A 23,275-nucleotide genomic window follows, 5' to 3' on the forward strand; every position below is an offset into this window, starting at 1 on the left:
GATGAGCTTCACCTCCTTTTTCGACTACACCGTCAACGGCCTGATCATCGGCAACATCTATGCGTTGCTGGCGGTCGGCCTCGCATTGATCTTCGGCGTCTCGCACCTCATCAACTTCGCGCACGGCTCGGTGTACACGGTGGGCGCGTACATCGGCTGGGCGTCGATCACCTTCCTGCACACGCCGCTGCCGGTGACCATCCTGCTGGTGGTGCTCGGCTCGGGCGCGCTCGGCATGCTGATCGAGCGCGTGGGCCTGCGCCCGCTGCAGGGCGCGGCACGCATCGCGCCGCTGCTGGCGACCATCGGCATCAGTTTCGTGCTCGACATCGTCGTGCAGCTGGTGTTCAGCCCAGACCCGCGCTCGCTGCCCACGCAGCTGCCCGACTGGCGCCTGCAGATCGGCACCGGCACCATCGGCGCGCTCGACATCCTGATCGCGGGCATCGGCATCGCGAGCGCGGCCGTGCTGTTCGTCTTCCTGCGTTTCACGAAGCTCGGCTGGGCCGTGCGCGCCACCGCGCAAGACCGCGACGCGGCCCAGCAGATGGGCGTGGACGTCGACCGCGTGAACCAGACCGTGTTCGCCATCGCCGCCGCGCTTGGCGGTCTCTCGGGCCTGCTGGTGGGCATGTACTACAACAACATCAGCCCGGCGATGAGCTTCCAGGCCACGCTCAAGGGCGTGGTGGCCACCGTGGTCGGCGGCGTGGGCAACGTGCCGGGCGCCATCGTCGGCAGCCTGCTGCTGGGGCTGATCGAAAGCTATGGCGTGGCGATCCTCGGCACGCCGTATCGAAATCTCTTCGCCTTCGCGCTGCTGCTGGTCATCCTGGTGTGGAAGCCCAACGGGTTGTTCGGACGCAAGCGCGCGTTGCCGCCGGAGCCGCTGACGGGCACCTTCATTGCACCGAGCAAGCCGTGGCATGTGCCGCGGCGTCTGCTCCTTGCGTTGTTTGTAGCGGCGGTGGCGTTGCCGCTCTTCGATCCATCGCCGTACCTGCTGCAGACGCTCACCAATGCGTGGCTCTACGGTGCGCTCGCGTTGAGCCTCACGCTCGTTGCCGGCACCATCGGACAGATCTCGCTGGGTCATGCGGGGCTGCTGGCCATCGGCGCGTATGCATCGTCGCTGCTGGTGCTCGACCTGCACCTGCCGGTCGGCACGGGCATCGTGCTCGCGGGCATCCTCACCTCTCTGATCGGTACTGCGCTGATCTTCCCTGCCTTCAGGCTGCGTGGCCACTATGTATCGATTGCCACGCTCGGCATCGGCGAGATCGTGGCGCTCACCATCCTCAACTGGGAAAGCCTCACGCACGGGCCCATCGGCGTCTCGGGCATTCTGCCGCTCTCGCTGTTCGGGCGCGATGCATCGTCGAACGAGGCCGTCTACTGGGCGTCTTTCGGCGCGATGGTGCTGCTGGCCTTGCTGCAATGGCGCCTGCTGCGCTCGCACCTGGGCCGCACCTTCCGCGCGGTGCGCGAAGACGAAGTGGCCGCGCGCGCCTACGGCGTGAGCCCCGACCGCTACAAGGCGCTGGCCTTCGGCTTCGGCGGTTTCGCGGCCGGCGTGAGCGGTGCCTTCACTGCGCACATGTACTCGTACATCAACCACGAGACCTTCGGCTCGCAGATCTCGATCCTCGCGCTGACGATGGTGATCCTCGGCGGGCTCGGGAACATCAGCGGCGCTCTGCTCGGCGCGGTCGCGCTCGTGAGCCTGCCAGAGTTGTTCCGCGTGACGGCCGAGTACCGCATGCTGATCTACGGCGTCGCGCTGCTTCTCTTGATCCGCTTCCGCCCGCAAGGCCTGCTGGGCACCGTCTGAAAGAACACCACACCATGAGCCACCTCAACGACTACCTCGCCGAGAAACGCGCCGCCGTGCTGGCACGCAATGCCGCCGTCGAAGCAGGCACCGCACAGCCCGTGCAACTGAAGGCCAGCGTGAAGGCAGAAGGCCGCAGCGGCGTGCGCCGCCTGCGCATCCGCGAGCACCAGATCATCAGCGACAGCCCGCCGGACTTCGCGGGCTACAACCTCGGCCCCAGCTCGCCCGAGCTGCAGCTGGGCGTGCTCGGCACCTGCGTCACGCACATCTTCCTGATCCAGGCGGCCGAACGGCAGGTGCCGCTCGAAAGCCTCGAAGTGGAAGTGACCGGCATCATCGATCCGCGAGGCGGCAAGCCGGGCCACGAGAAGACGCCGATCTGGCCGCACGAGATCGGCTACACGGTGCACATCGATTCGCCCGCAAGCCGCGAAGACATCGACGCGCTGTTCGAGGCGGTGGAGCGCAACTGCCCGATCCTCAACCTGCTGCGCAATCCGCAGACCATTCGCGCCGAGGTGAAGCTGGTCAACTCGAAGGCGCAAGCGGCGAAGAAGGAAGCCGATGCCATCGCTGCTTGAGATACGCGGCCTCGTGCGCCGCTTCGGCGGGCTCACGGCCGTCGATGCCGTCGACCTGCACGTGGGCGAGGGCGAACTGCTGAGCGTGATCGGGCCGAACGGCGCGGGCAAGACCACGCTGTTCAACCTCGTCACCGGTCTCGACAAGCCCGACGCGGGGCAGGTGCTGTTCGACGGACAGGACATCACCGGACTGCCGGCAGAGCAGCTCGCGCAGCGCGGGCTGGCGCGCACCTTCCAGCATGGGCGTGTGTTCGCGAACCTCTCGGTGCTCGACAACGTGCTGGTCGGCGCACACACGCGGCTGCGCGCCGTGAAACCTCGCATCGGTGGTGTGCCAGGGTTGGGTGCGTTGGCCGAACTCGCGCTCGCGCTGGTGCAGCCCGGTGCCGTGCGCCGCGAAGAACAGGCGCTGCGTGAGGAGGCACGAGAAATCATCGCGCTCTTCGGCGAACGCCTCGCACCGCGCATCAATCACCCCGCGTACAGCCTCTCGTACGCCAACCGCCGCCGCGTGGAGATCGCACGGGCGCTGGCGCTCAAGCCGCGCCTGCTGCTGCTCGACGAGCCCACTGCCGGCATGAACGAGAGCGAGACGGCGGAGATGCTGGCGATCATCCGCGGCCTGAAGGCGCGCGGCCAGACCATCCTGCTGATCGAGCACAAGCTCGACCTGGTGATGCAGCTGTCCGACCGCGTAGCCGTGCTCGACGACGGCCGCAAGATCGCCGAAGGCCTGCCCGACGAAGTGCGCAACGACCCGGCGGTGATCGAGGCGTACCTGGGCCATCGCCATGTCGGAGAGGCGGTGCCCGCATGATCGCCACCGTCGCGCGCACCGGTCTTTCTCCTTCGCCCCTCTGGGGAGAGGGCAGGGACGAGGGGCTGCCCGAACGCGCCGCTGCACCTGCTTCCAGCGGGTCGCTGCAGCCCCTGCTCCAGCTCAGGAAGATCAACAGCTTCTACGGCCCCGTCCAGGCCCACTTCGATCTCGACATCGAAGTGCGCAAGGGCCAGATCGTCAGCCTGCTCGGCGGCAACGCGAGCGGCAAGTCGACAACAATGAAGATCGTGCTCGGCCTGCTCAAGCCGCGCTCGGGCGAAGTCAATTTCAACGGCGAATCGATGCTTGGGCTGAGCACTCCGCAGATCATCCGCCGCGGCATAGGCTCGGTGCCCGAAGCGCGTCGCCTGTTTCCCGCAATGACCGTGCGCGAGAACCTGCTGATGGGCGCCTACGCGCGCAGCGACCGCAAGGCCGTGGCCGAAGACCTCGAACGCATGCTGGAGCTGTTTCCGCGCGTGGCCGAGCGTATCGAGTTCCAGGCCGGCACGCTCTCGGGTGGCGAGCAGCAGATGGTGGCGATGGCGCGCGCGCTCATGGGCCGCCCGCAGCTCATCTGCATGGACGAGCCGACCATGGGCCTGTCGCCGCTGTACGTCGACAAGGTGCTGGAGCTCATCGCGCGTATCAACAGCCAGGGCGTGTCGGTGTTCATGGTCGAGCAGAACGCGAGCCTCGCGCTGCAGATTGCACATCACGGCTATGTGCTGCAGACGGGGCGCATCGTGCTCTCGGGTCCGGCGCGCGAGCTGCTGGCCGATGCGCGCATTCGCGATGCCTACCTTGGCGGTGATGGCGCGGCGCGCACTGCTTCCTGATCCGGCCATCCACGGGAGAAAACACATGTCATTGAAACTCGACCACATCGTCATCGCGGTGCACGACCTCGAACGCACCATTGCCGACTACGGCACGCTGGGCTTCCATGTGCTGCGCGGCGGCGACCATCCGGGCCGTGCCACGCACAACGCGCTGGTGGTGTTCGGCGACGGCAGCTACTTCGAGCTGATCGCATGGCGCGAACCGTCGCCCACCGAACGCTGGTGGCAGCTGCTGCAACGCCACGGCGAAGGCATCGTCGACTTCGCGCTGCTGCCGCGCGACACCGCCGCCACCGTGGCCGACGCGAAGGCGCGGGGGCTCGCACTCGATGGCCCGCTCGACGGCGGCCGCGTGCGCCCCGATGGCGAGCGCCTGCGCTGGCAGACGGCGCGCGCGCCTTCGGCTGACTTGCCCTTCCTGTGCGGCGACCTCACGCCGCGCGCATTGCGCGTGCCCGAAGGCGATGTGCGCGTGCATGCCAACGGCGCGCTCGGCGTGGCGAGCCTGGCCATTGCGGTGCGCGATCTCGACGCCACGCTGGCGCGCTACCGCGCCTTGCTCGGCACCGTGCCCGACGATGCCGACGCGCACATCGGCGAGCCCGTGGCGGTGCCCGGCAGCAATGTGCGCGTGGCGATCATCGCGTTGGGAGGCAGCGTGCTCGTGCTTTCATCGCCGCGCGAGAACAACAATGTGCCGGATGCGGAGGAGGGCAGCGGCATCCTCGCGCAACGCATTGCGGCGCGCGGTGAGGGCCCGTATGCGCTGGTGCTGCATACCGACAGGCCGCAATCTACCGGCACCTTCGACCTTGCACGTGCGCATGGCGCACTGATCGAACTCGACCTGCCACCGCTGGACCGTCACGTGAAGCACGGCAGCAGCTCGCGCAGCGACCAGGTCAACAGCCTGGTCGGCGGATGAGCTGGCCGTTGCCGCACCCTTGAGCATCTTGTATCGACGTTAGTGCCCGCCGAGATGTGCCTTGCGCAGCTCGGCCTGCATCTTCTTCTGCATACTGGCACTGCTTGCATTCAACAAGCGGTTGTTTCAGTCCTCATGAAGGAGAACCGGTATGAGAAAGCTCATCCTCCAGATGCAGATGTCGGTCGACGGCTATGTCTCGCCAGCCAATGGCAACCTCGACTGGCAACTGTGGGGCTGGGGTGATCGCTGGGGCTGGGACGACAAGCTGAAGCAAGACTTCAACGCCGTCTTCGAAGGCATCGACACCATCCTGCTGAGCCGGCTGATCGCGGAAGAGGGCTACCTTGATCACTGGGGTCGCGCGGCGAAGAACTTTCCTGCGAACCCGCACTACGCCTTTGCGCAGAAGATCGTCGACGCACGCAAGGTGGTGCTCACCGACAAGCTCGCGGGCTCGCGCTGGGAGCGCACGGTCATCGCGCGCGGCGGCATGGCCGAGGAGGTTAATGTGCTGAAGCGTGAACCGGGCAAGGACATCATCACCATCGGCGGTGTCGGCTTCGCATCCGCGCTGGTTGCAGCGGGGCTGGTCGACGAGTTCCAGTTCTTCGTGAACCCCATGGCGGTGGGCGCGGGGCGTTCTGTGTTCCACGACCAGCGCAAGGGCCACAAGCTGCGGCTGCTGCGTTCGACGGCGTACGAATGCGGCATGGTGGTCAACTGCTACACGCCGGGTTGAGCGGCTTGAAGGACAAGGCGCCGCGCGGATACCAGCACTTACCTGATTTCACCTGACCGCGACCTGAAGTGCCCGAAGCGGACACAAGTGCGGCCCACAATGGACTCGTCATCAACGCATGAAGGAGTTCCAGATGATCAGCAATTCAAAGAGCATGGCAGTCGCCGCAGCAGCGCTCGCGATGTGCATGGCCGCAGGGAGCGCCTTTGCGCAAGACCGTCATGGCGATGGCCGCCCGGGCGATGGCCGTCCAGGCGACGGACGCTATGAACAGCGCGACCGCAATTTCGACCGCCGAGGTGGTCCGCAAGGCGGTTACTACCGCGGCAACCAGGACTTCCGCGACGGCCGCCAGTTCGATCGCCGTGGCTTCCCGCAGCCGCATGCCGAATGGCGCCGTGGTGGCCGCGTGCCGCCCGAGTACCGTGGCCGCAACTACGTGGTGCAAGACTGGCGTGCCTACCGCCTCCAGCAGCCGCCCCGTGGCTATCAATGGGTTGGCGTGGGCGGAGACTTCGTGCTCGCGGCAATCGCCACCGGTGTGATCGCAAACATCATCGCTGGCCAGTAACCAGACGGCCAGTCGGGCAGACAGCACAAAAACCGCCACAGGCAACTGTGGCGGTTTTTCTTTTGATGGAACGCCGGAGCCGGTCTTCAGACCAGCGCGGTGGGCGCCGATTGGGCACACACATTGCGCCCGGTGATGGTCAACCGCAGGCCGCCACCATGCCACTCGAGCCAGTTGAGGCTCACATACGCGTCGATGTCGGCGTCGTCGATGCGGTCTGCCTGGCGGCTTTGCAGCAGCTCTACCGTTGCGGGCAAGGCTCGTCTCAATCTCTCACGCCGCTCGGCTGCATTGGCCGCCTTGAGGGCGGCCCTTGTTTGCTGTTGCTGCTGCTGCGGGGTCGATGCCATTGCTGATCCGTCCAGGAAGCCAGGGAATTAACCCGAATGTACGCCCCTTGTGTGAAGCTGCATTCTTCTTTTTTAACCATTCTGTCGTCCGCAGTACACACCACGCCGCAGCCTCTGGACAGGCTCTAGATTTCGTAGTGAGAGGCCCTGGCCTCGTCGCCCAGAGCCTTCTCGACGACCGCGCGCGTCAGCGTCGGCGCGAACGACTCGATGAAGGCATAGACGTACTTGCGCAAATAGGTGCCGCGCCGCACCGCGAGCTTGGTGAGGTTGATGCCGAACAGCCGACCCGCATCGAGCGCGCGAAGTTGCGTATCGCGCTCGGCTTCGTAGGCCACGCCGGCGACGATGCCAATGCCCAGGCCCAACTGCACGTAGGTCTTGATCACGTCAGCGTCCATCGCGGCCAGCACGATGTTGGGTTGCAGCCCGCGCTGCTCGAAGGCTTCGTCGATGCGCGAACGGCCCGTGAAGCCCGTGTCGTAGGTGATCAGCGGATAGCGCGTGAGCGCTTCTAGCGTCAGCGGCGCGTCGAGCAATGGATGCTCCGGCGGCACGATCACCGAATGCGTCCAGCGATAGCAGGGCAGGGCAACCAGCTGCGGATAGTCGCCCAGAGCCTCTGTGGCGATGCCCACGTCGGCTTCGCCGTCGAGCAGCATCTGCGCGATCTGCTTGGGCGAGCCCTGGTGCAGGTGCAGCTTCACGTTCGGAAACTGCGCGCGAAACTCCTGCACCGCCACCGGCATTGCATAGCGCGCCTGCGAGTGCGTGGCGGCCACCGAGAGCAGGCCGCTCTGCTGCGCGACGAATTCCTGGCCCGCATGGCGCAGGTTGCTGCTCTCCATCAGCATGCGCTCGATGATCGGCAGCACGTGCCCGCCGGGCTCGGTGAGCCCCGTGAGCCGCTTGCCGGCGCGCACGAAGAGCTCGATGCCGAGTTCCTCCTCGAGCTCGCGGATCTGCCGGCTCACGCCGGGCTGGGAGGTGTGAAGGGTGTGGGCGACTTCGGTCAGGTTGAAGCCGCAACGAACGGCCTCGCGTACCGAGCGCAGTTGTTGGAAGTTCATCTGGCGCGGAAGAGTCATCAGGGCCCCGGTTGGGGCCGACCGGCGATTCTCGGCAGAAGTGCTTATTCGGGGAACGATGCGTTTGTTGGTTTCACATGAGTAAAACATCTTTAAGGCGCTCCAGGAGTGGTTGTTTGAAATTTCGCACGACTGTGCTAAAGTTTGCCGCATGGACGCCAAGACCCAGAAAAGCGAACTCACCCGTGCCGCCATCGTCGGCGCTGCGATGAATCTTGCGCTGGCCGAAGGCCTGGAAGCGATCACGCTGCAGGCCGTGGCCAGCCGGCTGGGCCTGTCCAAGAGCGGCGTGTTCTCGCGCGTGGGTTCGCGCGAGGCGCTGCAGAAGGCTGTCATCGAAGAGTACGGCCGCGGCTTCCTGGCCGAGGTGTTCGTGCCCGCCATGCAAAAGCCCAAGGGCCTGCCCCGGCTCAACGAGATCGTCGCGCGCTGGATCGCCCGCACGCGCGACGTCGAAATGCACACCGGTTGCCTCTACACAGCCGGCGCCTTCGAGTTCGACGACCGCGAAGGCGAGTTGCGCGACATGCTGCTGGGCGAGATCACCCGCTGGCGCGCTGCGCTGCGCCGCACCGTGCTGCAAGCCATCGAGACCGGCGAGCTCAAGGCCGACACCGACCCCGCGCAGCTCGTAAGCGAACTCAACGGCCTGACCATGACCCAGCTGCACGACGCGCGCTTCCTGCGCGATCCGCAGGCGGCCGACCGCGCCATGCAGACCTGGCAGCGGCTTCTTTCCAGCTACCTCGCCTGACCTGTTCACGAAGCAGGCGGATCTCTCACGTTTCCATTTGCCAGAATTTCGCACAGTCGTGCGATAAATAGGAGAAGCACCATGCTGATCATTGCCCTCTTTCTTGCCGCCTACGCGCTCGTCGTTGGTGCCAAGGGCCTTCGCGACACCTTGCGCAGCCTGCCCCGAAGCAACCAGGACTGGGTCTGGTACTGAACGCCCGGAAGGAACGCCACGTCATGACGAGCACTTCCACGCCGGCCGCCGGCCATGCCGCGCAGTCGAACTACTACAAGCCTAGCCGCACGATGCGCGCGCTGCGCTTCGGCCTGACCACGTCGCAGCGGCTCTGGCCCGCGCTCGGCGTGCGCGCCGCCTACCGCCTGTTCGGCACGCCGCTGCCGCCCAAGTGGCTCTACCGCGGCCAGGGCCCTGGCGCGGAATGGCGGCGCGAGGGCTGGGCCTTCGAAGACGCGAGCGTCGGCATCTACCACCTGGCCGCGCAGGACTCGGGTGCCGAGTCCGCGCCGGTGGTGCTGCTGGTGCATGGCTGGGGCGGGCACGCGGGGCAGATGCTGCCGCTCGCGCAGGCCGTGGCGGCTGCGGGCCTGCGGCCCGTGCTGCTCGAGCTGCCGGCGCATGGCCGCAGCGCGGGCACGATGAGCAACTCGCCGCAGTTCGCGCGCGCCATTGCCTACGTCACGGCCCGGCTCGTGGCAGATGGCCACGCGTTGCGTGCCGCAGTCGCGCACTCGCTTGGCGCCAACGGGCTTGCGCTCGCTGCGGCGCGTGGCCTGCCGGCAGAGCGCCTCGTGCTGCTCGCGCCGCCCGCTTCGCCGCGCGAATACACGCGCTACTTCGCGCACACCTTCGGTCTCAACGAAGCCACGCGCCTGTCGATGCAGCGGCTGTTCGAATCGCGCGAAGGCGTGCTGATGCCGCAACTGGAGCCAGCGGCGGTGGGCCCGCGCATCGCGCAGCCCACGTTGATCGTCCATGACCGCGACGATCGCGTGAACCGCTTTGCCGACGCCGAGGCGTATCGTGACGCGATAGCGGGCGCCCGGCTCGTGGCTACGCAGGGCTGGGGGCATCGCCGCATCCTCAAGGAGGCCGAGGTACTGGCGCAGGTCACGCGCTTCGTGGCGGCGGACTGAACCCGCGCTACCAGGTGGGGTGGACAGGGGTGAACACCGGCCTGAACAGGTGCCGCCGCACGATCTCCCCATACCCCCGGTAATAGAAATTGCCGTTCGCCGCGAGCACCGCCGCGCGATGCTTGCGGAAGTACACCGGTATCTCGTACCAGGGCATGGTGGGCGCGCGGTGGTGCACGTGGTGCAGGTTGTTGAAGAGGTACAGCAGCCCGAACACGAGATTCGATTCGACGATGGCCACGCGCTCGTGCGGCGTATCGGCCCAGCGATGCTCGGTGAAGGTGCGCAGCGACCCCAGCATCATCCCCGGGTACACGAAGTACAGCAGGTACTCGCCGAAGCCCATGCCGCAGACGGCGGTCACGTAATACAGCACCGGCGCCACGCTCAGCGCATGCCAGAGCCACGTCGGCAGGCGCGAGAAATTGCCCGACAGCACCTGGGCGGTTTCGAAGCGCACCAGCTTCCACAGCCGCAGGAACGGCCCCAGCACCACGCGGAACGCGATCGTCTGGTTGGCCATGTAGATCCATCGCCACACCGGGCCGTAGCCCGCCCATGCGGGTGCCGAGTGGTAGGCGCTTTCGTTGTCGCGCTCCGGGTGCGTGAGGTGGAAGTTGACGTGGTGCGAGCTGTGGCCGCGGTTGTAGAACGGATACGGCAGCCACAGGTTCAGCGGCGGCCACACCACCGCGTGGCGCAGCCACTTCGGCAGGTGGCGCATCGCATGGATGCTCTCGTGCTGCAAAGAGAAGTGCAGTTGCGCGAGAAAGCCGCCGGCAAGGAACAGCGCCCAGCCCGGCAGCGCCGCGTGCCACCACAGCAGCGCGGCCCATGCGGCATAGAGCACGGTGGCCAGCAGCAGCGTGGGCACTTCGTAGTGCCACCACCAGTGCCGGCGTGTGCGTGCCAGGGCGATGGACGGATCGGCAGTCGTTGTCATGGTGCGAAGGACTGCGATGCTAGGCATGAAGAACCTGTCTGCATGCGCGCATTTCGCATAAGCATCGGCGTGAAACTTCTTTCCCGCATTGGCGCTATGCGGTCTACGCTTGGTTTTGTTGCCGTTGTTCAGGGTGCGATCACGCCGATGGGGGACATTCGCGGAGGGGAGTACCCGGTGTCATTCGCACGCACCCCGAAAGCAAGTACACATGAATCCGACCAGGGCAAAAACCGTCACCCCCGCAGACCTGCAGGCTCTGCTGCTGCAAGAGCCCGCAGCCGAGCTGGCGCTGCTCGACGTGCGCGAAACCCGGTGGTTCGTCCAGCGCCACCCCAACCTCGCGCGCAACGCACCCTTCAGCGGGCTCGAGCTGCAGGCCGGCACGCTGGTGCCGCGCCGCTCCACGCCCGTCGTGCTCTACGACGACTACAACGCGCCCGACGGCGTTGCACAAGCCGCCGTGGCCGTACTCGCGCGCCTGGGCTACACCGACGTGCGCACGCTCGACGGCGGCCTGCAGCGCTGGGTGACCGAAGGCCTGCCCGCCATCGACGGCTACGGTACCCTGGTCAAGGCCTTCGGCGACCGCGTGCGGCTGCACTACGGCACGCCGGCACTGCCCATCGAGGCGCTGCGCGCACGCCAGCGCGAAGGCCGGCCGACCACGCTGGTCGATGCGCGGCCGCGCGCCGAGTTCGAATTTCTCTCGCTGCCCGGCGCGCGCAATCACGCAGGCACCGAGCTGGCGCTGCGCCGCTTCGAGCCGCACGGGGCCGACGACCATCTCTGGGCCATCAACTGCTTCAGCCGCACCCGCGGCATCATCGGTGCGACCACGCTGCGGCTGCTGGGCCGCGCGCCCGATGCAGTGTTCGTCGAGGACGGCGTCATGGCCTGGGGCCTGCAGGGCGCACCGACCGTGCAGAACGCAGCCCCCAGCGACGAACTGCCGCCCGAATCCCCCGAAGTGCTGCGCCGCATCGCCGACGACCTGTTCGAACGCTTCGCCTTGCCCGTGGCCGACGCCGCACAGCTCGCCCGCTGGCGCGACGACGACAACGAACGCACTCTTTACGTCTTCGACGTGCGGCCTACCGCCGACCCGGCCTTCGCGGGCACAGGCGTGCAGCAGGTATCGGGTGGCCAGCTGCTGATGCATTTCGAGAACCTCGTCGGCACGCGTGGCGCGCGCATCGTGCTGATCGACGACCCGGCGCATCGGCTGCGCGCCGCCATCACGAGCTTCTGGCTCACGCAGCTCAACCAGGCCGAGATCTACGTCTACGAAGGCGAGCTGGCACCGGACCAGGCACCGCCCGCCACCGCAGCGACGGTGAACGATGCCCCTTCGCCTCTCGCCCCCGACGCGCTGGCCCAGCTGCGCAGGAACGGCGCCGTCACGGTGATCGACGTCGGCCCCAGCCTCGACTACGAGCGCGGCCACCTGCCGGGCGCGCTCTACATGCTGCCGGCCTCGCTGGCGCCACTGGCTTCGCACGCCGTGGCTGGTCGCACACTGGTCTTCACCTCGCCCGACGGCACGGCCGCCGCCCGCGTGGCGCGCGATGCGCACCAGCGCTGGCCAGGTTCGGGGGCGGTGTTCACCTGGCTCCAGGGCGGAACACAGGGCTGGAAGGCTTCCGGCAGGCCGCTCGCGACCGCTTTCGTGGCGGCCCAGCTGCTGACCCCCTTCGACGACGACTGGGGCTCGGTAATGCGCGTGTTCGGTCCGCGCCGCGATGCGGCCTGGGCCGACTACCTCGCGTGGGAACGCGCATTGGCAGAACGGGTCCTGCAGGACCCGTCCGTGCGCTTTCGCTTCTTTCCGCTCAGCGCGCCGGCGCAGGAGTCGGGTCGGGTAGCTCGATCTTGATGTCGAGCACTTCGAGGTTGTCCTGGGTCTCCAGGTGCACCTTGATGTCTTCCGCGTTGATGGACACGTACTTGGAAATCACCGCCACCAGCTCGCGCTGGAGTTCGGGCAGATAGTCGGGCCGCTTCTTGCCGCTGAGGCTGGACCGCTCGTGGGCGAGGATGATCTGCAGCCGCTCCTTCGCGACGCTGGCAGTCTTCTTCTTTTCGCCCAGCAGGAACGAGAGAAAGGACATGGACTACTTGCCTCCGAAAATCCGCTTGAAGAAGCCCGGCTTCTCGGCGTCGACGAAGCGCATCGGCTTGTCTTCGCCGAGAAAGCGCGCCACCACGTCGCTGTAGGCCTGCGCCACGTCGGTTTCCTTGTCGTGGATCGCGGGCACGCCCTGGTTGGAAGCGTGCAGCACGCTTTCCGACTCGGGGATCACGCCGATCAGCTTGATGCGCAGGATGTCCTGGATGTCTTCGAGCGACAGCATCTGCCCGCCCGCCACCCGGTTCGGGTTGTAGCGGGTGATGAGCAGGTGCTCCTTGATGGGCTCGCTGCCGTCCTTGGCGCGCTTGGTCTTGCTGCTGAGCATGCCCAGGATGCGGTCCGAGTCGCGCACCGAAGAAACCTCGGGGTTGGTCACCACCAGCGCCTCGTCGGCGAAGTGCATGGCCATCATGGCGCCGGTCTCGATACCCGCGGGCGAGTCGCAGACGATGTATTCGAAGTCCATCGCGGCGAGGTCGGTCAGCACCTTCTCCACGCCTTCCTGCGTGAGCGCTTCCTTGTCGCGCGTCTGCGATGCGGCCAGCACGAACAGGTTGTCGCACTGCTTGTCCTTGATGAGTGCCTGGCTCAGGTTGGCTTCTGCCTGGATGACGTTGATCAGGTCGTACACCACGCGGCGTTCGCAGCCCATGATCAGGTCGAGGTTGCGCAGGCCCACGTCGAAGTCGATCACCGCCGTCTTCTTGCCCGCGAGCGCGAGGCCCGACGCGAAGCTGGCGCTCGTCGTCGTCTTGCCGACGCCGCCCTTGCCCGAAGTCACCACCACAATTTTGGCCATGGCCATTCCTTCTTGTTTCGATTCAGTTGTTGCTTGTCAGGGTCGCCGCGTTCCGTGAGCCGGTGATCCGGGTCATGGAATAGCGTCGATCGCAATTTTCTTGCCGTCCAGCCGCACCTGGGCCGACTTGCCCAGCACCGTATCGGGCAGCGGCACTTCATTGGTCCGGTAGATGCCCGCAATGGCCACCAGCTGCGCTTCCATGCAGGTCGAGAAGATCCGCGCCTCGGTGTTGCCCCGTGCACCGGCAATGGCCTTGCCGCGCAGCGGTGCGTACACATGCACGTTGCCGTCTGCGATGACCTCGGCGCCGAAGCTCACCACCGCCGTCACCACCACGTCGCCGCCCCGGGCGTACACCTGCTGGCCCGAGCGCAGTGGCTTGTCGATCAAGAGCGTGCCGTTGGCCGGCACCGGCACCTCGCGCACGATCTGCGGGGCTTCCGAGGCGGGGGCCTCGGCCGGCGGCGCCGGGGCGCGGGGTGCGGGGGCTGCAGGCATGGCCGCCACCGAAAGGCCGGCAGCCCGGGCCGCGGCGTTCTGCCCGGCATTGCCGCCGCGCACCGCGATGGGTTGGGTCTGGTGGCGCGCCAGCAGGCTGCGCAGGGCGGCAAAGTCGATGTCGCCGACGGCTTCGCCACCCTCGCCCTGTGCTTCCTGCAGCAGCGAGAGGTCGATCACCACCGGCTCCTGCTCGAAGAAGTCGGGCGAATCGGCCAGCTGGGCGTCGAGTGCCTCGGCCAGCACGTCCAGGTCGGACGTCTTGAGGATCACTGCGATCAGCGGCAGCGTGGCGCTCTTGAATTCGAAAACCGCCTTGGTGCGCGCGGCGGAGACATCGGCCATTGGAAAACGTCGGTGCGAAAAGCGTTGGAGTCTAACGGGCGCGGGCCAAACCCCGGTGAACCGCCCCCCGCTTCAGGCCCCTCGGAGAACACTTCTTTCATGAGGTTGCACTTTTCCGGGGGGCTTCGCTTCAGTTCTTCGAACGGCCCAGCAGGGCGTAAAGAATGATCGCGCCGAAGGTCGCGGTACCGATGCCGCCAAGAGCGAAGTCGCCGAACTTCAGCGTGAAGTCGCCCGTGCCGATGATCAGCGTGATGGCCGCCACGATCAGGTTCTTGTTCTGCGAGAAGTCGACCTTGTTGTCGACCCAGATCTTGGCGCCGGCAATGGCGATCAGGCCGAACACCACGATGCTCACCCCGCCCATCACCGGCAGCGGAATCGCCTGGATCAGCGCGCCGAACTTGGGGCTGAAGCCCAGCACCAGCGCGATGACGGCCGCTACCACGAACACCGCCGTCGAGTAGATGCGCGTAGCCGCCATCACGCCGATGTTCTCGGCGTAGGTGGTCACGCCCGTACCGCCCGCGGCGCCGCTCACCACCGTGGCAATGCCGTCGCCGATGAAAGCGCGGCCCATGTACGGGTCGAGGTTGCGGCCCGTCATGGCCGTCACCGCCTTCAGGTGGCCGAGGTTTTCCGCCACCAGGATGATCGCCACGGGCGCGATCAGCAGCATCGCGTTGGCCGTGAACACCGGCGTCGTGAAGGTCGGCAGGCCGAACCACGCCGCGTTGGCAATGCCGCTCAGATCGACCGGCTTGCCCATGCCCATGACGTTGGTCAGCACCGCATAGACCACAGTGGCCAGGATCAGCCCCACCAGGATCAGCAGGCGCTGCAGCATGCCGCGCGCGAACACCGCCACCAGGCCCACGCAGAGGAAGGTCACGGCCTGCATCCACGAGTCGAAGTTGCTGGCCGCCATGTTCTTGATCGGTACGCTCGCCAGGTTGAGGCCGATCACCGCCACCACCGCGCCCGTGACCACCGGCGGCATGAAGCGCTCGATCCACCCCGTGCCGACGGCCTGCACGATGGCCCCGATCAGGATGTACACCACCCCGCAGGCCACGATGCCCCCCAGAGCCACCGCGATGTTGGCGTTGGGCCCCTTGCCCGCATAGCCGCTGGCCGCGATCACCACGCCGATGAAGGCGAAGCTCGAGCCCAGGTAGCTGGGCACCTTGCCGCCGGTGACGAAATAGAAGATCAGCGTGCCGATGCCGCTCATCAGGATCGCGATGTTGGGGCTGAACCCCATCAGGATCGGCGCCAGCACCGTGGCGCCGAACATCGCGATGACGTGCTGCACGCCCATGGCGCCGGTCTGCAGCCAGGGCAGCCGCTCGTCGGGCGCGATGACCGCGCCGTTGGCCAGCGAGGACGCGGGCCGTTCAGTCCAGTTGAACATTTCTTGTCTCCTCTTGTTGGTTGTTGGTGGGGCGTGATTGTGGTCGATGAACCCCGCGCTGAACACCGCACCCACAGGAGAAGAAGGAAGGAGCGGCAGGCGCTCCCGCCGGTCAGCGCGGCTGCAGCACCGCCATCGTGATGCGCGACACGCAGGTCAGTTCGCCCGCCTCGTTCGTCAGGTCGATCTGCCAGACCTGCGTGGTGCGTCCGCGGTGCACCGGCCGCGCCGTGCCGATCACCCAGCCGCTGGTGACGGAGCGGATGTGGTTGGCGTTGATGTCCAGGCCCACGGCGCGGTCGCCTTCGGGGGCCGAGTAGTGGGCGCCGCAGGAGCCCAGCGTCTCGGCCAGCACCACCGACACGCCGCCGTGCAGGATGCCGTAGGGCTGGCGGGTGCGTTCGTCCACCGGGCAGCGGGCACGGATGAAGTCGTCGCCCACCTCCAGGAATTCCATGCCCAGTGCCGATACGACGGTGCCCACGTGGTTGCGTGTCAGCGCCTCGACGGAGATTTCTTTTTTCCAGATACGCATGGCGTGCTTCTTTCTTTGTGCCTGTAACAGTGGCCAAAACTATAGCGATTGCGACTGACAAACCGAGTCGCCTTTGCGTGTTACCTTGAATCGATGAAGCACCCCGTCCGCCGCTGGCTCATTGGCATTGCCGTCGCACTGCTGCTGGGCGTGGGCGTGCTGGTGTGGGTGGTGAGCGCGCGCCTGCCGACCGACGACGAGGTGGCCGCGAAGATCGCCGAAGGCTTCGAGAAGCGCTTCGGCGTTGCCCTGAAGGTAGGCGGCGCCCACTGGTCGCTGTTGCCGGTGCCCGTGCTGGTGCTGTCCGACATCGCCACCGACCAGCCGCGCCCCATCACCCTGCGCCGCGCCACCCTGCGGCTGCAGCTCGCGCCGCTGCTGCAGCGCGTCATTGCCGTGGACGAGATCGAAATCGAAAGCCTGGTGCTGCCGCGCGCCTCGGTGCGGGCGTTCCGCGGCAAGGGGCCCAAGCCGCAGGAGGGCAGCGGCAACGTCGTCGCGCTGCCCGCGCCATGGACGCTCGCGCCCGTGCCCGTGGAACTGCTGCGCTGGCGCGACGTGGTCTGGATCGACCGGCGCGACATCTCGCTGGCCTACGACGGCGACGTCCGCTTCGACCCCGGCTGGCGCCCGCGTCAGGCCCGGCTCGAGCGCGCCAGTGTCACGCCACCCGTGCGCCTGCGCCTGGACCGCCAGGCCGGACAGGACCGCTGGCGCACCCGCATCGACGCGGGCGGAGGCACCTGGAACGGCGTCTCCCGCTTGGAGACACTGCCCGACGGCAAGCTGCAGTTTTCCGCCGAACTGGAGCCGCGCCAGATCGACATCGAGAGCCTGGTGCAGGCCTTCGACCGCCGCACCTCGGTGGCGGGCAAGTTCTCGGGCAACACCACGCTCGTGGCCGAGGCCGGGAGCTCCGAGGAACTGGGCGCGCTGATCCGCAGCCTGCACACCCGCACCACCTTCTCGGTACAGCCCGCCACGCTCACCAAGCTGGACGTGGCCAAGGCCGTTGCCACTGCAGGCGTCAGCCGCGGTGGCACGACGCAGCTGGACGAGCTCACCGGCACAGTCGACACCCAGGGCACGGAAGACGGCGTGGTGATCCAGTACACCAACCTCAAGGCCCGCTCGGGCGTGCTCACGGCAAGCGGCAACCTGAAGCTCTTCAACCGCAAGCTCGACGGCGAGATCGCGGTGGACCTTGTCGACGGCGTGATCGGCGTGCCGCTGAAGATCGGCGGCACCGCGAGCGACCCCGAGCTCTCGCTGACCGGCGCCGCGCTCACCGGCGCGGCCATCGGCAGCGCGGTGCTGCCGGGCGTGGGCACGGCCATCGGGGCGCGCGTGGGGCAGCAGGTGGAGAAGATGTTCGGCGGGAGCAAGCCGAAGCCCAAGCCCAAGCCGGCACCCAGGCCGCGCACCGGCCCTAGGCAAACGCCTTGATCGCCGCCGGCACCGTCAGCACCGCCGTGTAGTACCCCATGAACTGCACGCCGGTGTTGAACCCGATCGCGCGCGACAGCAGCCCGCCCAGCAGCCCCATCGTCAGGATCACCAGCAGCCCGAGCAGCTGGCCTTCCCATACGCTGATGACCACGATCAGCCCGACGAAGGTCGCGATGATCGCCTCGTGGCTCACCTTGCGCGACACGAACAGCGCCGCGCGGCGCGCGAAGTTCATCGTGAACGGATAGGCCACCAGGGCAGCGAGCACCACCGCCAGCATGCCGTAGCCCAGGAACTCCCAGTGGTTCAGCAGGTTGTGCAGGTTGTGCGTCTGGCCGGTGGCCGCATCGATGGTGAACACCGGCGGCGCGTTGAACAGCGGAGCGGCCGGGCCGGCCGCCACAGGGCTCAGCGGCAGGCCGATGGCGATCAGCGGGATCAGCGCCTCGGCGATGTAGGTGGCCTCGGTCACGCCGTTGCGCGCGGCCAGCGTGGTGGTGAGCCGGTGGTACGCATGCTTGATGCGCGAGCCCACCAGTTCGCCCAGCACCACGGTCATCGCGACCGGGCTGAACACGAAGGTGGCGCTGGAGATCGCGGCCGTCGCGAAGGTCCACTTCACCTGCGTGCGGTCCAGCACCTTGAACGGATTCGGGAAGTAGCCCGACCAGCCCTTCACGTCGGGGGCGAGCGAGAAGGTGCGGACCTTGTCGCGTTTCATGCGTGCGCGCGCCGCCGGCGAGATCACCGAGAACAGGTCGGCCACCAGCGGCCCGATGGCGATGCCCAGGAAGTAGCTGATGCCGAGCTTCACGCCGTACTTGCCGGTGAGCGCCTGCAGCGCCACGATCACCATCACGAACGGCACCAGCGTGGCCACCGAGGCCCAGCGCCCGCTGGAGAAGTACGCGATGGCCACGGCCGCCACCACGAAGATCCACGGAGCCGCCTTGGTGATGGCCGCGCCGTAGGGCGCCAGCAGCACCGCGAACAGCACGGCCAGCGGCACCGCGATGAAGGCCGCGATGATCGCGCCCGACACCATCTTGCGCAGCGCGATGTGCGGCACGCCGAGGTTGCGCAGCACGTTCGCATCCTGCAGCAGCGGCGTGGCCATGGTGTCGCCCGGAATGCCCAGCAGCGCGGTGGGCACCGCATGCGTCATGTGCTTGGCCACGGCCGCCGCCAGGAAGAAGGTGAACACGCCTTCGGGCGGCACGCCGAGCAGCACCACCAGCAGGGTGAGCGGCGCGAGCGTGGTGGTCTCGTCGGTGCCCGAGACGAGGCCGATGGCCGCGAACACGACGGCGCCGACCAGGCCCATGCCGGTGGCCACGAGAATCTGGTTCAGGAGTGAGGCATCGATCATGGCGCGGCTCCTTCGGTACGGCGAGCGCGGGGCTTGTACGACGCGAACAGGTCGTGGATTTCGAGCTCCTTCATCTCGCGCACCACGGCAGGCGGCAGGTCGTCCACCGAGCCGAGGTCGCCTTGCTCGCCGGCCAGTTCGGCCAGCACCTCCTCGCGCCAGCGCGGATCGGCCGCTGCTCCTTCGACGACTTCGCGCTTCGGCGTGAAGAGCTTTGCGCAGATCAGGCCCGACACCACGCAGCCGCCCAGGCCGGCGAGCATGGCGTAGGCCCGTGCCAGCTCGGGCGTGCCGACAGTGCTCATGAGCACGCGGCTGGCCACGAGGTAGCCCGTGAGGCTCACCGCGATGCCGATGACGATCGACCACGCGAGGTGGCCCAGGTCGGCCGTGTCGCCCCATATCTCCACCAGCCGCCAGCGGGCGGGCGTTGCACTGTCTGCACTCATTTTTCGATGTCTCCGTCTGTGGTTATCTGACGGCCGTCTTGCGTGGCCGCCGCGGTGCTCGTCTGCTTACTTCTTGCGCAGCGCTTCGAGCAGTGCGACCGCGCGGTCGGTGCGCACGTCGTGCTCGGCCGCCATCTGCTTTGCGATGCTGTCGACCTCGTCTCCGGTGGCGCCCGCGACCAGCGCGATGTTGCGGGCATGCAGCGCCATGTGGCCGCGCTGGATGCCTTCGGTGGCGAGCGCGCGCAGCGCGCCGAGGTTCTGCGCGAGGCCCACGGCCACCGCGACTTCGCCCAGCTCCTGTGCCGACTTCACGTCGAGGATCTTCAGTGCGAGCCGTGCGAGCGGGTGTGTCTTGGTCGCACCGCCGACCAGGCCCACCGGCATCGGCATCTCGATGGTGCCGACCAGCGCGCCCGCGGTGTCCTTCTCCCAGGTGGTCAGCGAGGTGTAGCGCCCGCTGCGGCAGGCATAGGCATGCGCGCCGGCTTCCACTGCGCGCCAGTCGTTGCCGGTCGCGACGATCACCGGATCGACGCCGTTCATGATTCCCTTGTTGTGCGTCGCCGCGCGGTAGGGGTCGATGGCCGCGAAGGTGTATGCGTCGATCACGCCCTCGACCACCTCTTCGCCGCTGCGCTCGCGCGTGGCCAGCACCGAGGGTGCCAGCCGCACGCGGGCGCGCGCCAGCCGCAGATCGGCCAGGTTCGACAGGATGCGCAGCCGCACCGTGCCGCCCGTGAGCTTCTCGACCAGCGGCGAAACCGCCTCGGCCATGGTGTTGACCGTGTTCGCGCCCATCGCGTCACGCACGTCGACGATCAGGTGCATCACCACCATCGCGCCGCGCGGCGTGTCGCCGAACACATGCACCTCGATGTCGCGGCAGCCGCCGCCCAGGCCGATCAGTACCTTGTCGCGGCTGTTCGCCACGGCAAGGATTTCGTCGCGCGCGCGCAGCAGCGCCAGTCGCGCGCCGTACGGGTCAGTGATGCCGATCACCTGCACCTGTGCGCGCATCAGCGGGCCAGTGCTCGAAGCCTCGAAACCGCCGCCCTCGCGCGCCAGCTTGGCCATGAAGGAGGCGGCGGCCACCACCGAGGGCTCCTCCACCGCCATGGGCACGAGGTAGTCGCGCCCGTTGACGGTGAAGTTGCCGGCCACGCCCAGCGGCAGCTCGAAGGTGCCGATCACGTTCTCGACCATGCCGTTGGCGCGGTCCAGGCCCAGTGCGCCAGGCTGGGCGAGCAGCGCCACCTCTTCGTCGCCCAGGGACGCGGCCTGCGCGATGTGGGCCAGGCGCTGCGCGGGCGTGAGTGCGCGGAAGTTGGGAATGCGGGAATCGGCGACCATCGTTGCTTGTCTCTTCGGAAGATGAATTCGGGAGCAGGCAATTTAGGTCGGCTGTACCGCCGCTGGAAGGCACAGTTTGGCGGGACAGTGCGGACAGTGGTGCGCGAAAGCGGGCCGCTGTGTCACAGTCGGCGCCCATGACCACCATTGCCGATTCGCTCGCAGAGACTCTTGCGCGCCAGATCGCCAGCGGCGCCTACAAGGCCGGCGACAAGCTTCCTTCTCTGCGCGAGCTTGCGCAGCTTCACCGCTACGCAAAGAACACCGTCGTGGCCGCCTTCGAGCTGCTGGTGTCGCGCGGGTTGGTCGAGCCGCGCCGCGGTTCGGGCTACTTCGTGCTGCCGCAGCAGGTGGTCAAGCCGGTGGAAGAAGACGCCGGCAGTCTCGGCCGCGCCATGGACATCGTGTGGCTCATGCGCGAGCAACTCAAGACCCAGCCCGACGCCATTGCGGTGGGCGATGGCTTTCCACCGGTCGAATGGCTGGCCGATGTGCGGCTCGACAAGTACCACCCGAAGGTGGTCCGCACGGGGCTCGGCGCGCTGTTCCGCTACGGCAGCCGCTTCGGCTATGCGCCGCTGCGCGACCATCTCGTGCGCAAGCTGGCCGACTTCGGCATCGGCGCCGAGCCGCGGCAGATCGTGCTGACGCACGGCGCCAACGAGGCGATGGACATCGTCATCCGCTACTTCGTGCCACCCGGTGGCAAGGTGCTGGTGGACGACCCTGGCTACTACCCCCTCTTCGGCAAGCTCAAGCTCGCGGGCGCGCAGGTGCTGGGCGTGCCGCGTCTGGCCGACGGGCCCGACCTCGAGGCGCTGGAGCGCCTGCTCGTTGCCGAGCGCCCGCGCCTGTTCTTCACGCAGTCGATCGCGCACAATCCCACGGGCTCCGACATCTCGCCCGCCAAGGCCTTCCGTGTGCTGCAGCTCGCGCAGAAGCACGACCTGCTGATCGTCGAGAACGATCCGCTGGCCGACTTCAAGCCCACTTCGCTGCCGCGCCTGGCCGCGCTCGACCAGCTGGAGCGCACGATCTACATCGGCAGCTTCTCCAAGTCGTTCTCCGCAGCGCTGCGCGTGGGCTTCATCGCCTGCGGCGCCGACCTGGCGAGCGACCTCGCGGACCTGAAGGCGCTGATCCACGTGAGCAGTTCGGAGTATTGCGAGCGCACGGTCGACGTCATCCTGAGCGAGGGCCACTACCAGCGGCACCTCAATCGCCTGCAGGCGCGGCTCGGCGAGGCCACGCGCAACGCGATCAAGCTGTTCGACTCGGTCGACGCAGAGGTGTTCGCGCGCACCCCGCAGTCGCTCTACGTGTGGGCCGCGCTGCCCGGCGTGGCCGACTCGCTGGCCTTTGCGAAGGAGCTGCTGCCACGCAAGATCGTGATGGCGCCGGGGCGCATCTTCAGCGTCGATTCGACGCAGGTGTCGCGCTGGTCGCGCTTCAACGTGGGCGCCATGGCCGACCCGCGCTTCGCCAAGGCGCTGCGTACCACGCTGCGCTTCTTCAGCGCTTGAACTCCCCGTGGCGACCGGCGCCACCGGCGAAGCGCGCCGCGCCGGCTTCGCCTTCGGCGAAAACCATCGGCACGCCCTGCGCACCCTCGCGGCGCAGCGCCTCGGCCAGCGGCATGTCCCACTGCGCGTAGGCGGAGCGGCGGTCGGCCAGCATGCATTGCTGCGGGAATGCAGAGAGCTGGTGAGCCAGCTCCTGCGCGGCGGCCAGCGCACCGCCGGGCGGCGTTACGCGGTTGACCAAACCCATCGCCAGCGCCTCGGGCGCGCCCACCGGACGGCCCGAAAGAATCATGTCGAGCGCGCGCCCCATGCCCACGATGCGCGGCAGCCGCACCGTGCCGCCGTCGATCAGCGGCACGCCCCAGCGGCGGCAGAACACGCCGAACACCGCGTCGTCGTCGGCCACGCGCAGGTCGGCCAGCAGCGCGAGCTCGAGGCCACCCGCCACCGCATAGCCGTTCACTGCCGCGATCAACGGCTTCGACAGCCCCATGCGCGTCGGCCCCATCGGGCCGCTGCCACCGCCTTCGGGGTCGAGCTCGTTGCGTCGGGCCGGGTCACCTACGGCCGAGAGGTCGGCGCCCGCGCAGAAGTTGCCGCCCGCGCCGGCCAGCACCGCGACGCGCAGCGCGTCGTCGGCCTCGAAGCGCTCGAAAGCCTCGCGCAGTTCGGCGGCCACCACGCCATCGACCGCATTGCGCTTTTCCGGGCGGTTCAGCGTGATGGTGCAGACCGTGCGGTCCACGTCGTACGCCACGTACTGCATGGCCATGCGTGCATCCTTTCGGGCTAAATTACATTAGCGGTCGCTCGGTTGC

The 23,275-nt window shown here is 67.6% G+C and carries 24 protein-coding genes; 12 read left to right on the top strand and 12 right to left on the bottom strand.

What is annotated here, in order from left to right; translation table 11 throughout:
- Position 1 precedes the first annotated feature (1 nt).
- From ACN9MV_RS00320 to ACN9MV_RS00350, 7 genes are all read left to right on the top strand, one after another.
- A complete protein-coding gene (locus ACN9MV_RS00320; RefSeq protein ID WP_426390975.1) occupies positions 2-1,831 on the top strand; it encodes an ABC transporter permease in 1,830 nt (609 codons plus the stop codon).
- A 14-nt stretch (positions 1,832-1,845) separates the two neighbouring features.
- On the top strand, positions 1,846-2,415 hold the full coding sequence (locus ACN9MV_RS00325) for an OsmC family protein (protein WP_426390976.1): 570 nt from the start codon (positions 1,846-1,848) through the stop codon (positions 2,413-2,415).
- Complete coding sequence (locus ACN9MV_RS00330) at positions 2,399-3,235, top strand: ABC transporter ATP-binding protein (protein WP_426390977.1); 837 nt, start codon at positions 2,399-2,401, stop codon at positions 3,233-3,235. The genes ACN9MV_RS00325 and ACN9MV_RS00330 overlap by 17 nt, the downstream gene beginning before the upstream one ends.
- A complete protein-coding gene (locus ACN9MV_RS00335; RefSeq protein ID WP_256216735.1) occupies positions 3,232-4,077 on the top strand; it encodes an ABC transporter ATP-binding protein in 846 nt (281 codons plus the stop codon). Before ACN9MV_RS00330 ends, ACN9MV_RS00335 begins: the two co-directional genes overlap by 4 nt.
- A gap of 25 nt (positions 4,078-4,102) precedes the next feature.
- Positions 4,103-5,005 carry a VOC family protein gene (locus ACN9MV_RS00340; protein ID WP_426390978.1) on the top strand — a complete coding sequence of 301 codons (903 nt, stop codon included), beginning with the start codon at positions 4,103-4,105 and terminating at the stop codon, positions 5,003-5,005.
- 151 nt (positions 5,006-5,156) lie between these two features.
- Entirely contained in the window at positions 5,157-5,747 is a 591-nt protein-coding gene (locus tag ACN9MV_RS00345; protein WP_426390979.1) for a dihydrofolate reductase family protein, read from the top strand.
- Positions 5,748-5,880: 133 nt separating this feature from the next.
- On the top strand, positions 5,881-6,318 hold the full coding sequence (locus tag ACN9MV_RS00350; protein WP_093076666.1) for an RcnB family protein: 438 nt from the start codon (positions 5,881-5,883) through the stop codon (positions 6,316-6,318).
- 86 nt (positions 6,319-6,404) lie between these two features.
- Here ACN9MV_RS00350 and ACN9MV_RS00355 read toward each other — a convergent pair whose 3' ends face one another.
- Together ACN9MV_RS00355 and ACN9MV_RS00360 are read right to left on the bottom strand one after the other, a co-directional pair.
- A complete protein-coding gene (locus ACN9MV_RS00355) occupies positions 6,405-6,668 on the bottom strand; it encodes a hypothetical protein (protein ID WP_093057093.1) in 264 nt (87 codons plus the stop codon).
- A 125-nt stretch (positions 6,669-6,793) separates the two neighbouring features.
- Positions 6,794-7,738: a CysB family HTH-type transcriptional regulator gene (locus ACN9MV_RS00360; RefSeq protein ID WP_093076511.1), complete on the bottom strand. Its 945-nt coding sequence runs from the start codon at positions 7,736-7,738 to the stop codon at positions 6,794-6,796.
- A 169-nt stretch (positions 7,739-7,907) separates the two neighbouring features.
- Between ACN9MV_RS00360 and ACN9MV_RS00365 the strand changes: the two genes are divergently transcribed.
- Together ACN9MV_RS00365 and ACN9MV_RS00370 are read left to right on the top strand one after the other, a co-directional pair.
- On the top strand, positions 7,908-8,510 hold the full coding sequence (locus ACN9MV_RS00365; protein WP_093057092.1) for a TetR/AcrR family transcriptional regulator: 603 nt from the start codon (positions 7,908-7,910) through the stop codon (positions 8,508-8,510).
- 218 nt (positions 8,511-8,728) lie between these two features.
- A complete protein-coding gene (locus ACN9MV_RS00370; protein ID WP_426390980.1) occupies positions 8,729-9,646 on the top strand; it encodes an alpha/beta fold hydrolase in 918 nt (305 codons plus the stop codon).
- Between the two features lie 7 nt (positions 9,647-9,653).
- On the opposite strand, the gene ACN9MV_RS00375 is transcribed toward ACN9MV_RS00370, so the two are convergent.
- Entirely contained in the window at positions 9,654-10,589 is a 936-nt protein-coding gene (locus ACN9MV_RS00375) for a fatty acid desaturase (protein WP_097197517.1), read from the bottom strand.
- A 211-nt stretch (positions 10,590-10,800) separates the two neighbouring features.
- On the opposite strand from ACN9MV_RS00375, the gene ACN9MV_RS00380 reads away from it, so the two are divergent.
- The gene (locus ACN9MV_RS00380; protein WP_426390981.1) at positions 10,801-12,465 is read left to right on the top strand and encodes a rhodanese-like domain-containing protein; all 1,665 of its coding nucleotides are present in this window, start codon (positions 10,801-10,803) and stop codon (positions 12,463-12,465) included.
- Here the strand turns inward: ACN9MV_RS00380 and minE are convergent.
- From minE to ACN9MV_RS00405, 5 genes are all read right to left on the bottom strand, one after another.
- Complete coding sequence (minE, locus tag ACN9MV_RS00385) at positions 12,422-12,700, bottom strand: cell division topological specificity factor MinE (protein WP_093057088.1); 279 nt, start codon at positions 12,698-12,700, stop codon at positions 12,422-12,424. The two genes, ACN9MV_RS00380 and minE, sit on opposite strands and share 44 nt — an antisense overlap.
- A gap of 3 nt (positions 12,701-12,703) precedes the next feature.
- Positions 12,704-13,519, bottom strand: coding sequence for a septum site-determining protein MinD (minD, locus tag ACN9MV_RS00390; RefSeq protein WP_426390982.1), 816 nt, complete (start codon positions 13,517-13,519; stop codon positions 12,704-12,706).
- Positions 13,520-13,591: 72 nt separating this feature from the next.
- Positions 13,592-14,365 carry a septum site-determining protein MinC gene (minC, locus tag ACN9MV_RS00395; protein ID WP_097197515.1) on the bottom strand — a complete coding sequence of 258 codons (774 nt, stop codon included), beginning with the start codon at positions 14,363-14,365 and terminating at the stop codon, positions 13,592-13,594.
- A gap of 130 nt (positions 14,366-14,495) precedes the next feature.
- Entirely contained in the window at positions 14,496-15,779 is a 1,284-nt protein-coding gene (locus ACN9MV_RS00400) for a solute carrier family 23 protein (RefSeq protein ID WP_093057086.1), read from the bottom strand.
- A 112-nt stretch (positions 15,780-15,891) separates the two neighbouring features.
- Positions 15,892-16,314 (bottom strand): hotdog fold thioesterase, encoded by a 423-nt coding sequence (locus ACN9MV_RS00405; RefSeq protein WP_093057085.1) that lies wholly within the window; start codon positions 16,312-16,314, stop codon positions 15,892-15,894.
- A gap of 93 nt (positions 16,315-16,407) precedes the next feature.
- On the opposite strand from ACN9MV_RS00405, the gene ACN9MV_RS00410 reads away from it, so the two are divergent.
- Complete coding sequence (locus ACN9MV_RS00410; RefSeq protein WP_426390983.1) at positions 16,408-17,760, top strand: hypothetical protein; 1,353 nt, start codon at positions 16,408-16,410, stop codon at positions 17,758-17,760.
- On the opposite strand, the gene ACN9MV_RS00415 is transcribed toward ACN9MV_RS00410, so the two are convergent.
- The 3 genes from ACN9MV_RS00415 to ACN9MV_RS00425 all read right to left on the bottom strand — a co-directional run bounded on the left by ACN9MV_RS00415 (position 17,744) and on the right by ACN9MV_RS00425 (position 20,934).
- Positions 17,744-19,132 (bottom strand): tripartite tricarboxylate transporter permease, encoded by a 1,389-nt coding sequence (locus ACN9MV_RS00415; protein WP_426390984.1) that lies wholly within the window; start codon positions 19,130-19,132, stop codon positions 17,744-17,746. The genes ACN9MV_RS00410 and ACN9MV_RS00415 overlap by 17 nt on opposite strands.
- Positions 19,129-19,581: a hypothetical protein gene (locus ACN9MV_RS00420; RefSeq protein WP_426390985.1), complete on the bottom strand. Its 453-nt coding sequence runs from the start codon at positions 19,579-19,581 to the stop codon at positions 19,129-19,131. Before ACN9MV_RS00420 ends, ACN9MV_RS00415 begins: the two co-directional genes overlap by 4 nt.
- A 66-nt stretch (positions 19,582-19,647) precedes the next feature.
- On the bottom strand, positions 19,648-20,934 hold the full coding sequence (locus ACN9MV_RS00425) for a hydroxymethylglutaryl-CoA reductase, degradative (RefSeq protein ID WP_426390986.1): 1,287 nt from the start codon (positions 20,932-20,934) through the stop codon (positions 19,648-19,650).
- A gap of 137 nt (positions 20,935-21,071) precedes the next feature.
- Here ACN9MV_RS00425 and ACN9MV_RS00430 point away from each other — a divergent pair, with 137 nt between their 5' ends.
- Positions 21,072-22,457, top strand: coding sequence for a PLP-dependent aminotransferase family protein (locus tag ACN9MV_RS00430; protein WP_093057080.1), 1,386 nt, complete (start codon positions 21,072-21,074; stop codon positions 22,455-22,457).
- Here ACN9MV_RS00430 and ACN9MV_RS00435 read toward each other — a convergent pair.
- Positions 22,447-23,229: a crotonase/enoyl-CoA hydratase family protein gene (locus ACN9MV_RS00435; RefSeq protein WP_426390987.1), complete on the bottom strand. Its 783-nt coding sequence runs from the start codon at positions 23,227-23,229 to the stop codon at positions 22,447-22,449. The genes ACN9MV_RS00430 and ACN9MV_RS00435 overlap by 11 nt on opposite strands.
- Positions 23,230-23,275 lie beyond the last annotated feature (46 nt).

Origin of the sequence: Variovorax sp. R-27 (genome assembly GCF_049913215.1) — a bacterium.
GTDB lineage: Bacteria > Pseudomonadota > Gammaproteobacteria > Burkholderiales > Burkholderiaceae_C > Variovorax.

Coding starts and splice junctions, on each gene's coding strand:
- ACN9MV_RS00360 (WP_093076511.1), bottom strand. CDS start 7,738: ATGAACTTCCAACAACTGCGCTCGGTACGCGAGGCCGTTCGTTGCGGC.
- ACN9MV_RS00330 (WP_426390977.1), top strand. CDS start 2,399: ATGCCATCGCTGCTTGAGATACGCGGCCTCGTGCGCCGCTTCGGCGGG.
- ACN9MV_RS00370 (WP_426390980.1), top strand. CDS start 8,729: ATGACGAGCACTTCCACGCCGGCCGCCGGCCATGCCGCGCAGTCGAAC.
- minC (WP_097197515.1), bottom strand. CDS start 14,365: ATGGCCGATGTCTCCGCCGCGCGCACCAAGGCGGTTTTCGAATTCAAG.
- ACN9MV_RS00410 (WP_426390983.1), top strand. CDS start 16,408: ATGAAGCACCCCGTCCGCCGCTGGCTCATTGGCATTGCCGTCGCACTG.
- ACN9MV_RS00325 (WP_426390976.1), top strand. CDS start 1,846: ATGAGCCACCTCAACGACTACCTCGCCGAGAAACGCGCCGCCGTGCTG.
- ACN9MV_RS00335 (WP_256216735.1), top strand. CDS start 3,232: ATGATCGCCACCGTCGCGCGCACCGGTCTTTCTCCTTCGCCCCTCTGG.
- ACN9MV_RS00425 (WP_426390986.1), bottom strand. CDS start 20,934: ATGGTCGCCGATTCCCGCATTCCCAACTTCCGCGCACTCACGCCCGCG.
- ACN9MV_RS00350 (WP_093076666.1), top strand. CDS start 5,881: ATGATCAGCAATTCAAAGAGCATGGCAGTCGCCGCAGCAGCGCTCGCG.
- ACN9MV_RS00430 (WP_093057080.1), top strand. CDS start 21,072: ATGACCACCATTGCCGATTCGCTCGCAGAGACTCTTGCGCGCCAGATC.
- ACN9MV_RS00340 (WP_426390978.1), top strand. CDS start 4,103: ATGTCATTGAAACTCGACCACATCGTCATCGCGGTGCACGACCTCGAA.
- ACN9MV_RS00320 (WP_426390975.1), top strand. CDS start 2: ATGAGCTTCACCTCCTTTTTCGACTACACCGTCAACGGCCTGATCATC.
- ACN9MV_RS00415 (WP_426390984.1), bottom strand. CDS start 19,132: ATGATCGATGCCTCACTCCTGAACCAGATTCTCGTGGCCACCGGCATG.
- ACN9MV_RS00355 (WP_093057093.1), bottom strand. CDS start 6,668: ATGGCATCGACCCCGCAGCAGCAGCAACAGCAAACAAGGGCCGCCCTC.
- ACN9MV_RS00380 (WP_426390981.1), top strand. CDS start 10,801: ATGAATCCGACCAGGGCAAAAACCGTCACCCCCGCAGACCTGCAGGCT.
- minD (WP_426390982.1), bottom strand. CDS start 13,519: ATGGCCAAAATTGTGGTGGTGACTTCGGGCAAGGGCGGCGTCGGCAAG.
- ACN9MV_RS00420 (WP_426390985.1), bottom strand. CDS start 19,581: ATGAGTGCAGACAGTGCAACGCCCGCCCGCTGGCGGCTGGTGGAGATA.
- ACN9MV_RS00435 (WP_426390987.1), bottom strand. CDS start 23,229: ATGGCCATGCAGTACGTGGCGTACGACGTGGACCGCACGGTCTGCACC.
- ACN9MV_RS00365 (WP_093057092.1), top strand. CDS start 7,908: ATGGACGCCAAGACCCAGAAAAGCGAACTCACCCGTGCCGCCATCGTC.
- ACN9MV_RS00375 (WP_097197517.1), bottom strand. CDS start 10,589: ATGACAACGACTGCCGATCCGTCCATCGCCCTGGCACGCACACGCCGG.
- ACN9MV_RS00405 (WP_093057085.1), bottom strand. CDS start 16,314: ATGCGTATCTGGAAAAAAGAAATCTCCGTCGAGGCGCTGACACGCAAC.
- ACN9MV_RS00400 (WP_093057086.1), bottom strand. CDS start 15,779: ATGTTCAACTGGACTGAACGGCCCGCGTCCTCGCTGGCCAACGGCGCG.
- minE (WP_093057088.1), bottom strand. CDS start 12,700: ATGTCCTTTCTCTCGTTCCTGCTGGGCGAAAAGAAGAAGACTGCCAGC.
- ACN9MV_RS00345 (WP_426390979.1), top strand. CDS start 5,157: ATGAGAAAGCTCATCCTCCAGATGCAGATGTCGGTCGACGGCTATGTC.